9 protein-coding genes are annotated in these 14,371 nt (G+C 75.7%); 3 read left to right on the top strand and 6 right to left on the bottom strand.

Features of this window, described 5'->3' with window-relative positions:
* Nucleotides 1–202: 202 nt before the first annotated feature.
* The 3 genes from ACIQU4_RS41245 to ACIQU4_RS41255 all read left to right on the top strand — a co-directional run bounded on the left by ACIQU4_RS41245 (nt 203) and on the right by ACIQU4_RS41255 (nt 3,953).
* Entirely contained in the window at nt 203–2,512 is a 2,310-nt protein-coding gene (locus ACIQU4_RS41245) for a D-alanyl-D-alanine carboxypeptidase family protein (protein ID WP_403742740.1), read from the top strand.
* Nucleotides 2,513–2,702: 190 nt separating this feature from the next.
* Nucleotides 2,703–3,230 carry a nuclear transport factor 2 family protein gene (locus ACIQU4_RS41250; RefSeq protein WP_403742743.1) on the top strand — a complete coding sequence of 176 codons (528 nt, stop codon included), beginning with the start codon at nt 2,703–2,705 and terminating at the stop codon, nt 3,228–3,230.
* A gap of 78 nt (nt 3,231–3,308) precedes the next feature.
* Nucleotides 3,309–3,953: a CatB-related O-acetyltransferase gene (locus ACIQU4_RS41255; RefSeq protein WP_403742746.1), complete on the top strand. Its 645-nt coding sequence runs from the start codon at nt 3,309–3,311 to the stop codon at nt 3,951–3,953.
* A gap of 7 nt (nt 3,954–3,960) precedes the next feature.
* On the opposite strand, the gene ACIQU4_RS41260 is transcribed toward ACIQU4_RS41255, so the two are convergent.
* The 6 genes from ACIQU4_RS41260 to ACIQU4_RS41285 form a co-directional block, all read right to left on the bottom strand.
* The gene (locus tag ACIQU4_RS41260) at nt 3,961–5,739 is read right to left on the bottom strand and encodes a thiopeptide-type bacteriocin biosynthesis protein (RefSeq protein ID WP_403742749.1); all 1,779 of its coding nucleotides are present in this window, start codon (nt 5,737–5,739) and stop codon (nt 3,961–3,963) included.
* A gap of 10 nt (nt 5,740–5,749) precedes the next feature.
* Nucleotides 5,750–7,729, bottom strand: coding sequence for a TOMM precursor leader peptide-binding protein (locus tag ACIQU4_RS41265; protein WP_403742753.1), 1,980 nt, complete (start codon nt 7,727–7,729; stop codon nt 5,750–5,752).
* A complete protein-coding gene (locus ACIQU4_RS41270) occupies nt 7,726–9,642 on the bottom strand; it encodes a hypothetical protein (protein ID WP_403742756.1) in 1,917 nt (638 codons plus the stop codon). The genes ACIQU4_RS41265 and ACIQU4_RS41270 overlap by 4 nt, the downstream gene beginning before the upstream one ends.
* Nucleotides 9,639–10,826, bottom strand: a complete 1,188-nt coding sequence (locus tag ACIQU4_RS41275; RefSeq protein WP_403742759.1) for a lantibiotic dehydratase C-terminal domain-containing protein — start codon at nt 10,824–10,826, stop codon at nt 9,639–9,641. Before ACIQU4_RS41275 ends, ACIQU4_RS41270 begins: the two co-directional genes overlap by 4 nt.
* Before the next feature lie 138 nt (nt 10,827–10,964).
* On the bottom strand, nt 10,965–13,691 hold the full coding sequence (locus tag ACIQU4_RS41280; protein ID WP_403742762.1) for a lantibiotic dehydratase: 2,727 nt from the start codon (nt 13,689–13,691) through the stop codon (nt 10,965–10,967).
* Nucleotides 13,692–13,803: 112 nt separating this feature from the next.
* Complete coding sequence (locus ACIQU4_RS41285) at nt 13,804–14,001, bottom strand: thiazolylpeptide-type bacteriocin (protein ID WP_403742765.1); 198 nt, start codon at nt 13,999–14,001, stop codon at nt 13,804–13,806.
* Nucleotides 14,002–14,371: the final 370 nt, after the last annotated feature.

The raw sequence follows: 14,371 nt of genomic DNA on the forward strand, positions 1-14,371 counted from the left end.
AGAGGAAGGGCCGGAATATGACCGGACGGTCACAGGATCGGGTTCCGGGAACGGAGGGGGCGCGCCGTACATCTAGCCGGTCGGCGAGGCTCCTTCGGGGGCCTCGCTCGACGGTATCGGCAAGATCCGGCCCGCAGCCGCCCCACCGCGTGAGCGTGTGGGGCGGCTGCCGGCCGGGAGTGAGCGGCAAGGCGGGGCAGGAATGAAGGCGGTAGCGGTGGCGGGCGGTCCCCCGGAGACTCCGGAGACTCCGGAGACGGCAGGTACCGAGGTACCGGACCCGGATCCCGGTACGCAGGACACGGCCCCCGAGCACGCAGAGGCCGAGGCACCGCAGGAGCCCGAGCCCGATTCCGAGGAAGAAGACGAGACCGACGGCGCCACCGAGGCCGGATCCGAGGAGGACGCGCCGGGCGAACCCGAGGCGAAGCCGGAGCCCGAGCCGGAGCCCGAGCCGGAGCCCGAGCCGGAGCCCGAGCCGGAGCCCGAGCCGGAGCCCGAACCCGAGGCGAAGCCGGAGCCCGAGCCCGAGCCGGAGCCCGAGGCGGAAGCCGAAGCCGACCGCGCAGCTGAGGCGGAGGCCGAAGCCGGTTCCGAGGCCGAGCCGTCGGCCGGCGAGCCCGCTCCCGAGGCCGAAGCACAACCGGACACGGCGGCGGAGCCCGAGGCGGAGGCCACCGGCGGGGACGCAGCCGGGTCCGAAGCGGAGGCCGACGGCCGGGACATGCCCGAGCCTGAGGCCACCGGCGATGCCGAGCCCGAGCCCGAGGCGGAAGCCGAAGCCGAGGCCGACCTTGCATCTGAGCCGGCGGCCGCCGAGCCCGAGCCCGCTCCCGAGACCGAAGCACGGCCCGACACGGAGGCGGAGCCCGAAGCGGAGGCCGACGGCGGGGAGGCGTCCGAAACCGAGGCGGAAGCCGGCGGCGCGCCTGACGCAGAGGCCGAGGGGGCCGAGGAGTCCGCGGACGCCGGTCCGGACGACGACGCGGTCAAGGAGCACCGGCCGGTGCCGTCCTGGGCTCGGGGCGGCGAGGCCGACGCGGAGCGGACCAGCCAGTTCGTGGCCCTGAAGGAGCTGGACGCCCCGGCAGAGAAGGCCCCTTGGCCCCAAGCCGTACCGGCCGCCACCCCGACCCCCGCCCCCGCCAAGGCCGTGGTCGCGGCGCCGCCGGAGGTCGTCGAGCCCACCCGCGAGGTCCCGCTGCCCCCGCAGCCCCCGCTGGATCTGCTGGCCGAGCTCACCAACACGGCTCCCCCGCCGGAGACCCCGCGCCGCACCGCCCTGCGGCGCGTGAAGATCTGGACCCCGATCCTGCTGCTCCTGGCCGGCGCGGCCACCGGCGCGCAGCTGCTGCGCCCGCTGCCCGCCCCGCAGCTCGTCGCGGCCGAGCAGGTGCACACCCTCGACGGGCAGTTCTCCGTACCGTGGCCGGCCAAGGGCCAGGGCGCCGTACGCGTACCCGGTTCCGGCGACATCGGCACCTTCGGCGAGCAGAAGCCCGTTCCCACGGCGAGCGTCGCCAAGGTGATGACGGCCTACGTGATCCTCAAGGGCCACCCGCTGCGCAAGGGCGAGGCCGGTCCCCAGATCGAGATCGACGCGAAGGCAGTGGCGGACGGCACCTCGGAGCACGAGTCCCGGATCGAGGGCCTCGTCGCCGGTACGGAGTTCAGCCAGCAGGACATGCTGAAGATGCTCATGATCCCGTCGGGCAACAACGTGGCCCGGCTGCTGGCACGCTGGGACACCGGCACCGACTCCGAGGCGGCCTTCGTCGAGAAGATGAACGCCGCGGCCAAGGAACTCGGCATGGGCAGCACCACGTACACGGATCCCAGCGGTCTGGACGCCGGAACGGTCAGCACGGCCACCGACCAGCTGAAGCTGGCCGAGGCGGTGATGAAGGACGAGGCGTTCCGCGCGGTGGTCTCGATGTCGAGCGCCGAGATCAAGGGGCTGTCCAAGAAGCTCTCCAACAACAACGAGCTGCTCCTGGCCAACGGCCTCAGCATCCGGGGCATCAAGACCGGGTCCAGCACCCCTGCGGGCGGCACGCTGGTGTGGGCGGCGTACAAGTCGATCGGCGACGAGACCCCGCTGATCCTCGGCACGCTCATGGACCAGCACGCGGACGGCCCGGACCTCAACGCGGAGAACAGCCTGAAACTCGTGCAGGCCAACAGCAAGAAGATCATCGAGGCGGTGCGGACGGCGCTCAACGCGGCTCCGGTGGTCCGCAAGGGCCAGACGGTCGGCCACGTGGACGACGGCCTCGGCGGCCGTACCCCGCTGGTGGCCACGAAGGACCTGAACGTCATCGGCGTACCGGGCCAGCAGCTGAAGCTCACCCTGCGGCCGGGTGCCTCCGGGACCCCGCACACCGCGAAGGCGGGAACCGAGGTCGGCGTCCTCACGGTCGGCGCCGGGGAGGGAGCGAAGAGCGTCCCCGTCGCGGTCGGGACCGAACTGGCCGAGCCCTCCTTCACCACCCGGGTCACCCGCCTGCGCTAGGGGGTGTCCAGGCGGCCCCGCCAACGCCGATGCCCGGTACGGACATTCCGTACCGGGCATCACCGCCGCTTCCGGTGGACAAGGGCGGGCAGCACTGGACAGCCATCGGCCCCGTGGGGCCTGGAGAGTGGACACCGCCCGGTACGAGCCTGTGGGCCGACCCGCACTCGTACCCGGAGGAACACCAGCCATGACGTCCCGCGCGCTCCGCACCCTGACCGTCCTGACCGTCCTGACCGCCGCCGCAGCCCTCTGCGCCACCACCTCCACCGCCTACGCCGCCTACGCCGCGCAGGACACCGGCCGGCGCGCGTCGCCGAGGATCGTCACCGACTGGGCCCGTGCCTGGAACGGCACCGAACCCCAGGCGCTCGGCGCCCTGTTCACCGCCGACGGCACCTACACCGACGAGGCCGTGGGCATCACCTTCCGCGGCCGAGAGGAGATCGCGGGGTGGAAGGCCCGCGCCGACGCCCTGATCGACAACGTCCACGTCACCGTCCGCGCCACCCGCCTCGACGGCGACCGCGTCACCGTCCGCTCCGTCTACTCCGGACACCTCAAGGGCGCACCCAAGCCCTTCGCCGTGCCGATGACCACCCTGCTCGACCTCGACGAGAACCACTGCCGGATCGCCTCCGACCAGGACCACTACAGCCTGGCCACCGTCCTCACCCAGTCCGGCCTGCCCGCAGACTGGACCCCGCCCACCACCTGACGCCGGCCGGAGACGGCTTGAGGGGGTGCCCGGCGGATCATGGCCGGGCGCCCCCCCCGGGCTGCGAAAGTGGCTGCCATGGAACGCCTTCCCGCAGACCCGACCGTTCTCCACCCGTTCCCGGACCAGCCGCGCGTGGTGCTGCTGAAGCCGCTGGTGACCTCGCCGCTGATCGAGGTCGGGGAGTACTCCTACTACGACGATCCGGACGACCCGACCGCGTTCGAGACCCGCAACGTCCTCTACCACTACGGGCCGGAGAAACTGGTCATCGGGAAGTTCTGCGCGCTGGGCACCGGGGTGCGGTTCATCATGAACGGCGCCAACCACCGCATGGACGGCCCCTCCACGTTCCCCTTTCCCGTCATGGGCGGCTCCTGGGCCGAGCACTTCGACCTGCTCACCGACCTGCCGGTCAAGGGCGACACCGTCGTCGGCAACGACGTCTGGTTCGGCTACAACACCATGGTCATGCCCGGAGTACGCATCGGACACGGCGCGATCATCGCCTCCGGTGCCGTCGTCGTCGACGACGTCCCGGACTACGGCATCGTCGGCGGCAACCCGGCCAAGCTCATCCGCACCCGCTACAACGACGACGACATCGCCCGCCTGCTCTCCATCGCCTGGTGGGACTGGCCCGCGGAACACCTCACCGAACACGTCCGGACCGTCATGTCCGGCACCGTCCGGCAGCTGGAAGGGGCCGCACCCCGAGCCTGAGCCACGTCTACCCCTCCCCCTGCGGGTCCAGGCGGCCGAGCGGCAGCAGGTACTGGATCGGCTCTTCGAGGTCGTCCAGGCCCAGCAGCTCGTGCGCCAGGTCGTCCTGCAGGCCGCCGAGCGGAATCGTGGCCAGCCCGAACGCGCCGGCCGTGAGCTGGAGGGTCTGGGCCAGGTGCCCGGCCTCCAGCAGGCCCAGCCGCAGCGCCCGCAGCCCGTAGCGCCGCCGGAGCAGCCCGAGGTCCAGGTGGACCGCCAGCACGGCCGGTGCCTCGTCGACCCCGACGGAGTCCGGGTCCTGCGCCGGGCGAGAGAGGTACGAGGACAACGCCTTGAGCCCGTCCAGGTCCGGCGCGGGTCCGAGGGCGAGCAGCGACCGCCGCTCCGGCACGCAGTGGTAGGTACCCGGGGCCAGTCCCGCAACCGAGAGTGCAAGGAGCCGTACCCGGACGCTGTAGAGGGCGCCCGCGCTCGGGTACGGGCGGTGGTGCAGGGTGCGCTCCGTACCGTCGGCCAGCGGCCGCCGGGACACGTGGCTCGGCGCGTGGGCGTGCCACAGCACCCCGCCCAGCTCCTCCGCGGTGAGCGGCCCCCGCAGCGCACCGCGCGCCGAGCTGCGGCGGCGCAGCGCCTCCGCGAGGGACAGCTCCGGCAACAGGGCTGCGGGGAGCGCCCGTTCGGCCTCGGGCGGCCGGTACTCGGACGGCAGGCCGGGCCGCGCGATGCTCCGTACGGCGGTGTCCTGTGCCCGGCCGATCTGGAACTTGCTCTGCTCCAGGTACTGGTAGTCGGCCGCGCGCGGCCCGGCCCCGAAGAAGCCGCCCCCGTCGCCCGTCTCCAGCAGGGCGCGCCCCGCGAGCCGGCAGACGGCCCGCTCCTCGTCGGGGGCGACCCCCAGCCGGTTGAACAGCATGTGGAGCTGTGAGGCCCACACCCACAGCCGGCGGTCCGTCCGTACCGGCGCGTCCGGCCGCTCCGCGGCAGGTACGGCAGGTACGGCAGGTACGGCAGGTACGGCAGGTTTGGCAGGTACGGCGGTACGCAGCCGGGCGTCGGCCGCCCGCACCTGACGGGTCCATTCCGCGAGCCAGGGATCGGCGGAGCCGTCCTCCAGCCCGGCGCGGACGGCCCGGGCGCGCCGCGCCAGGTTCGTACGCTGGGCCGCGAACACCGTGTTGACCCGGGTGTGGACGGCGGCTCCGGGCAGCGGCCGCACCTCGGCGGCCCAGCGCCAGGAGGCGGCGTGCCGGCGCAGCCAGCCCGCCGAGTCCAGTTCGTCCAGGCCCAGGGCGTACGCCGTGGCGTGGGCGAGGTCCAGGGCGAGCCGCAGCCGGTCGGCCCGCCCGGGCACGGCGCGCAGGGCGGCGACGGCAGCGCGCGTCGAGTGCGCGAACACCTCCTCGGCCACCGGGAGCGCGGCCGGTCCGCCGTAGCGCTCGGTCTCCGGCTCGTACCGTGCCGCCCGCACCTCCCCGTGCCGGCCGGGGAGGGAACCGGTGACGGGGTTGGTCCCCGCGGCCAACAGGGCGAGTTCCGACGCGAGTTCGGCCGAACTCGCCGCCGCGCCGCGGAACCTGATCCGCAGATGGGGTCCGCCCTCGTGGTAGCGGATGAAGAACCAGGCGCCGCCGTCCGGCCCGTACCGGCCGTCCATCAGAGGGGCGAGCGCCTCCGTGACGAAGGCATCGGTGTCCGCGCCGTCGTTGTGCAGGGTCAGGTGCAGGCTCTGCCAGCCTCCCGCCGCCACGGGGGACGCGGACGCGGGCGCGTACAGGTCTTCGGTCATCGGATCGTCCTCACGGGAACGGGTGCGGGTACAGGGGGAGTTCGTCGTGGCGCAGCGGACGGGCGGCGCGCCCCAGCCGGTGGGGCACCTCCAGCAGCCGGGGCAGCCCGAGCGTGCGGCGGTTGACGTGGCCGAACGTCATCGGGAGGGTGCCGGGCACGATCACCTTGGCGCAGTGCAGGCCCAGCCGGTCCCGGATCCCGGGCTCGTCCTGCGCGACGGCGACCACCTCCAGGCCCTCGGCGGCCAGTCGCGCAACCGTCTCCGTCAGCAGCCGGGTGAGGTCGGCCACCGGCGTGGGAGCGCCCGGCCACCGTTCCTGCCAGGGGACCTCCCGGACGCCGGCGAACAGGAACTCCAGCCGGGACTGCGCCTCCGGCAGGGCGTTCAGGCCCACGTGGTCGTCGAGGGAGACCACCAGCTCGGGCCGCCGCAGCATGGGGCGGAGCCGTTCCGGGTCGCGCGCCCCGCCCGGACCGGCCGGCCGGTGCACGGCGTCCTGGACGTTGGTGACGACCTCCGCCACCGCCGAGCGGATCGCGGCGCGCGGATCGTGGTGGGCTCCGGCGGCCAGGAAGGCGCGGGGAGCGCCGGGGTGACTCCCCTCGTAGCGGCAGAGCGAGACCACCGCCGGGATGCCGAGGTCGTTGGTGGCGTCCAGCAGGCTCAGCCGGTAACCCATCAGCGCGGCCCGCGAGGCCAGGGCGGTCACCAGCGGGTCGCCGGCGGGCAGGGCGATGCCGGGCAGCGGCGTGCGCGCGTACCACGCCATGAGGAAGGCGTCGCGTTCCGCCACCTCGAACAGCCCGTAGAGCGCGGCCTCCTGGGGGCTGTTGCCGAGCCCGCAGCCGTTCGAGGACTCGTAGAGCACCCGTGCCCGGCCGGGGCCCTGCGCGAGGTCCCAGTAGGCCACGTGCTCGGGCACGGCCCGGGCCCGGCCTTCGGTGAGCGACCAGCCGTACACCCAGTCCAGCTCCAGGTCCGCGTGGTACGGGACGGTCCGGGAGGCGGGGTGTCCCCGGTGGGCCGGATCGGGCAGACCGAGCCGGGCGGGGTCCACGGCGGCCTCCGGGCCGAGCTCGGCGAAGGACGCGCGCAGGACGGTACGGCGGCCCAGCGGGCGCATGCCGGCCAGCCGCTCCACGCCCTCGAACAGCGCCACCCGCTCGCTGGAGCGGAAATCGGCGGAGCGCCCGTAGCCTCCGTCGTCGACCAGGCGGCCGTCCGTCACCCAGGCGGTGGTGAGGGCGAAGGCGGAGTCCTCGGTGCGGAACAGGCGGCGCACCGGGCCGAACCGCTCGTCGTACAGCTCGGCCCGCAACCGCTCCGCTCCCGTACGGTCGTTGGGGCCGCGCAGCACCGCGGGGTCGGGCAGCGGCCGCGGCGCGTCCGCGAAGGCGCCCACCGCGGGGGAGTCGGCCGGCAGCGGGCGGCACACCGGGCAGCCGCCGACCGGGCGGACGTGGTGGGTGGACCAGGTGGCCCGTTGGCCCTGGACGATGTGGACGGTGGACGGCGACACCCCCGCCCCCGCCCCCGCCCCCGTCTCCAACTCCGCCTCCGACTCCGCGGCGGGCCCGGGCTCCAGAAGGGCGGCGGCGAGCAGCAGGGCCGCCTCCGCCATGGCCGGCGTACCGGTGCCGCCGAGCGCCAGCCGGGGGCTCTGCCAGGGCACCCTGCCACCCGCGGTGGCCAGTCGCCGGTACTCGACGCACGCCAGGCACGCCCGGGCCGCCGGCTCCAGCACGGGGCCGATCACGGTCAGCGCACCGTCCTCGCGCACCGGCACCAGGCGTACGGGACGGGCCATCGCGTGGCGGCTGAGCCGCTCCGCCAGCTCCAGGGTCCAGGAGGTGAGGTGGACGATGGCGGCGCCGCCGGTGGTCCTCAGCGCCGCCGCCGGATCCAGGACGGGTACGGAGCCGGCGACGGTGGCCACCACCGGCGCCTCTGCAGTCGTCCCGTACCTCTTCTTCGTTGTCGCGCTCATCGTGCTCCTCCCCACCCGGCCAGAACGGTGAACCCGCATGCCCGCAGGGCAGCCAGGACCGGCCCGGCGGATCCGGCCGCTCCGCTGCCGGCCGGGTCCGCCCCACCCGGCCGCCAGGGCTCGGGGTGCACTCCGGTCAGCCGGGCCAGCGCCGCGCACAGCTCCGGCTCCCGCCGGGTGATCCCGGCGAGCCAGCGGTCGGTCCATCCCTCGTCCGTCCAGGCCGCCGGCTCGACTCCCGCAACGGCGAGCGGCGCCTCGGCCCCGCTGAACGCGGCGTGCACGGCTCCGGCCGGACCGTGCCCGGCGGCCATGGCCCGGGTCACCGCGCCGAGCGCGGCCAGGGCCGCGGCGTCGGCGGCCGTTGCCTCCACCGCACGGGCGGCCACTCCCGCGGTCCCGGCGCGGCCCGCGGGATCCCGTACCACGGCCAGGTAGGCCCGCTCCGCGGTGAACCGGCGAACCGTCATCTCCATCGGAAGTTCCAGATGCCGGGTCAGGACGGTCCACCAGTGGCGGGCTTGCGGATGTTCGCGCCATTCCTCCTCGCCCAGGACGTGGCCGGGGCGGCCGGAGGAACCCGCGGCGGCGAGGGCGGCCCGGCGCAGGGCCCGCCCCAGGGCGTGTCCGGGTCCGGCGCCGACCGCCACCGGGCCCGGCAACCCTTCGCCCAGGTGCAGTTCCGCCGCACGGCACGCCGCGGAGAGCCGGGCCAGGTCCGTCCGCGGAGCCCCGGCCACCAGGGGCCCGGCCACCGAACCGCAGACCGCCAGCGCGGCGGGCAGCTGGGGCAGATCCCCGGGCCGCGGTGCGTCGAGCACTCCCAGGTACGGGTCGGCCAGCGCCCCGATACGACGCAGCGCCTCGGCCAGGTTGCCGACCGGGGCGGGGGACGGGCCCGCGGGGTCGGCCGGCCCGGTGACCCAAGGGCGGTAGGACGCGTGCGGCGGCCGGGCCACGGCGACCAGTACGGCGGGACGGTCCGGGAGCAGCTGCGGGTCCTCCTCCCGCCCGGCCGGATCGGGCAGACCGGCCGCGGAACACAGCAGCCGCTGCGCCGCGGCGCCGGCCAGCAGGGCCGTGAGGGCCGTCAGGTCCGACGGTGCCCCGGCCGTCGCCCCGCCGGGTACGGGTACGGATCCGCCGTCCGCGGAGCCGGAGCCGGAGCCGGTGGCGGTGGCGGTAGCGGTGGCGGTGGCGGGGCGCAGGCGTACGGCGATCGACTCGGCGTCCGTACGCGCCCGTTCCGGCTCGGCCGGGGCCGTGACGAAGCCGCCGTCATCGGTACGGACCACGGCCACGGCCACCGGCGGAGTGCCCGCGACCGCCACCACGTGGTCGGACGGCAGGCCCGTGTCGCGGTACACCCGCGGCGCGGTCCCCGCACGGCCCAGGACGCCGATCAGCGCCGTGGCGAGCGGCCCGCCGGGATCGGCCGCCGCGACCACGGGCCGGGCGGCGGCCAGGGCTGCGGCCGCGCGTGCGGGCCGGTGCACGCAGGCCCCCAGCCAGGCGGGGGGTTCGGCCGCGGCGGCGGGATACTCGGTGAGCAGATCGTGGGCGTGCAGCTGCGCGGTCAGCGCGGCCAGCGCGGCCTCGACCCGCGGATCGGCCGGATCGAGGGGCGCCCGTCCGATCGCCGGGTCGATGTACCCCGCCTCGCGCGCCTCGCGCGCCTCGCCCGCCTCGCCCGCCTCGCCCGCCTCGCTCTCCGCGCCCTCCTCGCCCGTGATGTCTTCGGGCCCCTGGCCGAGCCGCTCGGACAGCAGCTCCCACAGGGCGGGCAGGGCCCTGCTCCCTTCGAGCGTCACGCTCCCGTCCCGGCCGCGCAGGTGCAGACCGTCCCGCAGCCGGGTGACCGCCACCCCGGGCCGCAGCCGCAGTCGCAGGCGCGGCCGTCCGGCGGCGGTCACGGCGTCCCCTCGACAGCGGCGATGACCTCGTCGATACGGGCCTGCCACCGGTGCCCGGTGAGTTCCGGCACGCTGCGTACCACGAGGTGGGCGGCGAGGTAGCGCTCCACGGGCCGGACGTCGCAGATGGTGAGGAGCCGGTACAGCCCGTTCGTACACGCCCGGTGGACCAGGTAGTCGGGGCGGCTCCACATCGTGCCCTGCGGGTCCGAGCGGTGCAGCCGCCGGTGGAAGTCGCTGTACCGGGTCCGCGCCTGCCGGTCCCAGCGCTCGACGGTCGCCCGGTCGCCCAGCGCCACGGCCCGGCCCAGGTACTCCGCACGCACCCCGGTGAAGTCCGCGCCCGCGCGCAGCCGTTCCTCCGTGATCCGCCAGGCCCGGGCGGACCAGTCGGCCCAGGCCCGCTCCCAGCCGGCCGCACCCCCGCCCGCGATCCGGCCCACGAGCGCGGAGATCCGCCCGCCCGCCGCGTCCCAGCGACGGTCGAAGGCCGCCCGCATCCGCCCGTCGCGGTCCTCCCGGACGAGGAAGTCCTCCAGGTGGGAGACGTACGAGTAGTGGCCGCCGACCAGTCCTTCGGGGTGCGCGGCCGCATGGGCCGCGAGGGCCGCCACCACGAGTTCGACCCGCGCCGCGGACGTGTCCGCGCGCTCGCCGAGGAACGCGGTGCCCGTCTGGAGGGCGGGCAGGCCCAGGGCCAGCAGGTCCTCGCGCAGCCGCACCCCGTCCGGGCCGATCAGCGCGTTCAGGGAGGCGAGGTCCACCGGCTCCACCCGCACGGTGTTGTCGGGTACGAGCGGACCGTACGGGGGCGGGATCAGCTCCGCCCGCCCCGCCGCCGCGGCCTGCGCCAGCAAGCGCTCCCCGTCGGCGGCGGCCCGCGACGGGTGCGAGGCCGCGCGGGCGCGCAGCGCGGCGGCGGCGCGCTCGGCCGCGGCGGCCACCGCCTCCGGGCGGCCGCGCAGCCGCAGCCGCAGGTGCGGGCCGTGCAGCCAGTGGCGTTCGACGTGGGCGGTCAGCCCTTCCTCGGCGGCCTGTCGGGCGAGGGGCAGCACGGCTTCGCGCAACAGGGGCGCCTTGACCGGCTCGTAGTGGTGGACGACCACGTCAAGGGCGGTGGCGGTACGCGAGGCGGGCCGCGCGGTGTCCGGGCCGGTGGCCGGGGCGTTGGCCGGCGCGTTCATGGGGTCTCCTCGGCGGATGAGGGGCGGGGTGGCGGTGGGGGCCCGCCGGGACGGGCGTCCGGAACGGCGCGGGCGGGGCGGGGGCACGCGCGGCGCGGGGGCCACGGGCCGCACGGGCCGCACGGATCGCACCGGGGCTCAGCCCGATCGCGCGGTGCCTGCTGCGGGCCGGTAGGTCTCGGCGATGAGCTCCACGGCACGCGCGGGGCGGCTGCGGCCACCGAAGAGGGGCAGCGACTCCTCCAGCACCACGCCGCGCGGATGGCGGGCCAGCCAGCCGGAGAGGCAGCGCAGGTGCAGGGCGCTGCCCAGGTCGAGGGCCTGCGGCTTCGGCGAGCGCAGACTCCGTACGAAGTCCTCGGCGGGCCGCCCGGCGGGAGGCTCCGGCACCGGGTGCAGGAACAGCTGCTCCGGCAGTCCCAGCAGGGCCCGCCAACGGGCCGCCGCGGCGCCGGGGATCACGCCGGGGTCGGCCGCGAGGTCGGCGCGGAGCGCGGCCACCACCCCTGCGGGCAGGTGCCAGCGGCGCCGGGCGAGCACCGCGTGGCCGTGGCGCAGCCGGGGGGTCCGCCGCACCTCGCCGCCGGGGACGGCCAGGGCGCGGCGGGGGAGGAGCCGCCGGAAGTCGACGACGCCGCCCGGGTGGTCGCACAGGAACGGCGCGAGGCGCTGCGGCAGCATCACCGGGGCGAGGAAGCCGAGGTAGAGGACGTCGAGGGGTTCGCCGGTGGCCCGCAGCCTAAGACGGAGCTGGTCGGAGTCCGGGTCGTGGACCAACTCCACATCGGCCTCGGCGAGCGCGCTCCGGTACCGGTCGGGGCCGATCTCCTCACCGACCAGCAGCGGATGGAGATTGGCGTTGAATCCGCCCACCGGCCGGATCTGGGCGGCCCGGGCGCCGTCGCCGAGACCGTCGCGGATCTCGCGGGCCACCTCCGCGGCGGCGCCGTGGGGCAGGTCGTCGAGGAAGCGGCTGGTGAAGCGGCCCCAGCCGCCGTAGACGTGGTTGACGCAGAGCAGGCCGCCGGGGTGGGCGCGCTGGACGAACCACGAGTAGCTGAGCGGGCGGGCGGCGGTCCAGCCGGGCAGCCGGGCCGCGAGAGCGCGGACCTCCTCGGCGGGCAGGACGACCTCCTCGGCCCAGCCGCCGGGTGCGGCCGCCGCCGCGTTCCGTACCAGATCGGTGAACTCCTCCCGCAGCGCGGCCAGTTCGGCCAGCTCGGGGGAGAGCCCCGGGTCGCCGGACGGCCGTACGGCGAGGCGCGCGGCCTCCTCCCACGCGGCGGCGGTGTCGGCGCCGAACTCCCAGGGGGCCGGGCAGGTCCCGCCGCGCCCGTAGCGGGCGGTGAAGCGCTCCAGTGCGGCCCGCCGCATCAGGTGCCCGAGGTCGAACAGCTCGGCCAGGGCGGTGAGTTCCCCGAGCAGGGCCCGGTCCGCGCCGGTCAGGCGGTCGGCGGGGGTCGCGCGTCCGGCGGCGAGCACGTCCTCGGCGAGTACGTCCTCTCCTTGGACATCCTCGGCGAGTACGTTCACGGCCAGCACGTCCTCGGAGAGCACGTTCAGCGGGGCGGCATCGGCCGACACGGGCCGGCCGGCGTCGGCCAGCAGGCGGCGCCAGCGCTCCGCCAGGTCGGCGAGCAGGGCGGGCCGCTCCTGGGCCCGGGCGTTCGCGAACCCGGCGGTGTCGGCGGCGAGCCGGTCGATCCGGTCGGCCAGGGCCGCGTCCTCGGGCCACTGGCGCAACCAGTCGGCCAGCGCACGCAACGGGTGCGGGTGCTGAGGATCGACGGGCTGCACGGGCGCCAGCAGCCCGCCGTCGGTGAGCTGACCGAGGAAGCGGCCGACGGCGGGGTCCGTACCAGGGCGGCCGAGGGCCGGACCGAGCCGGGCCGCCAGCTCGTCGAGGGTCGCGGGCGCGGCCGCGAGTGCGTCCAGCGCGGTCAGGGCGGGGCGGGCGGCGAGCTCGACCGTCTCCTCGTGCGTGACGAGGTACCGGCCGCCCGCGAAGACCGTGCTGTCCCGCAAGTAAAGGGCCCGTCCGTCGGCGGTGTGCCGCGCACTGCTGGTCATGCGGTGGGCGAGCGTGCGCCGCCGGCGCGGTTCGTCCAGCAGTGCGGCGACGAGCGCCTCGACGAGCGTGCGGTGCTCCCGCACCACGGACCGCAGCGGCGGCGGCGCCGGTACCCGTACCTGTACCCGTACCGGCTCGGCCGACGGGTCCGGGCCGCCGGACCATCCCACGGCGGTGAACCACGACAGCGGACTGGTCTTCGTACTGGCGCGCAGGGCGTGCCGCAGTACGGAGGGCTCCTCCTTGCGGGCCCTGCGCCCGCCTTCGTCCCGGGCGGCCCGGGACACCGCGCGGAGCAGGTCGGCACTGGTGAGCGCGACGGCCCGGGTGAGGCCGGGGGAGCGGCACAGCTGCGCGAGGGCGGAGCGCTCGGCGGTCAGGGCGTCGGGGACGGCCGCGGCCAGATCCGTCAGGAGTACGTCGCGCTGCTCGCGCAGATGCAGCCAGGTGCCGAGCCGGGGGACCCGTACGGGCAGGTCGCCGAGGCGGGCCAGCAGGGCGGGGCGGGGGACGCGGCCGTTGTACAGCGCCCGGCGCAGCGGGAGCACCACCTGGCGGTGGAACTCCTCGTCGTGCCCGGGCCGGGAGGCGAAGAGGTCGTCGCACAGGCCCGGACGCAGTGCGTCCTCCTGTGCGGTGAGGGCGGTGAGCCGGTCGAGCAGGGTCCGTACCGGCGCGGCCTTCTCCGGCTGCGCGGGATGCGCCGTCACCGTGGTGCGGACCAGCGCGTACGGGGCGGTCCCCGAGGCGGGCGCGAGGTGTTGCGCTGCGGCTGGCTGGGCGGGGTGCGGCAAGGCGGGCTCCCGTGATGCGGTCTGGGCCTGTGATCTGTCCTGCGGCTCGGGCCGCAGGCCGTGCGGTCGGCCCGGGTGGGCCGGCCGCACGGGAGCGGCCTCGTCACGGCCGTCAGACGACGGGCGTCTCCACCTGCGGCTGGGCGCAGGAGGACGAGCCCTGACAGGAGCAGGAGCCCCACGAGGCGCCGTTCTCGGGCAGTGCGGCGGTGTCGCTCAGCGCGGTGACGGTCAGCTCGCTGAGGTCGAGGTCCAGGTCCAGGTCCAGATCGAGGTCGTTGTACCCGGTGGTGGCAGCGTTTTCGGACATGCGGATTTCCTCTCGCTTCTGAGGGATTGCAGAACCGCGAAGACGGCGTGCCCGGGGCATCCGAATGAGCGTCGCGGTGCACCAAGAGTGTCCGCGCCGTCACGGACCGACGGCAATCGCGGTGTCATGTCGGAACCACTGGGCCCTCGGCGGCGCCGCCGCCGACCCGGCCCCACCCGACCGGCACGGGTGGGCGGCGGGCGGTGCGGAAAGCGGCGTTCGAGGCGCCCGTTTCCTTCGGTTCGGGTTGAAAGTGGCCCGGCCCACACACCATTTCGTGTAGCGAACCACCACACAAAGTGAGATTCCGGGCGCCGCCCGGTGACCCGCCCCACAGGACCCACGTCACATACGACACGAACTAGTAGGC

The organism is Streptomyces sp. NPDC090741 (assembly GCF_044769045.1).
Classification (GTDB): Bacteria; Actinomycetota; Actinomycetes; order Streptomycetales; family Streptomycetaceae; genus Streptomyces.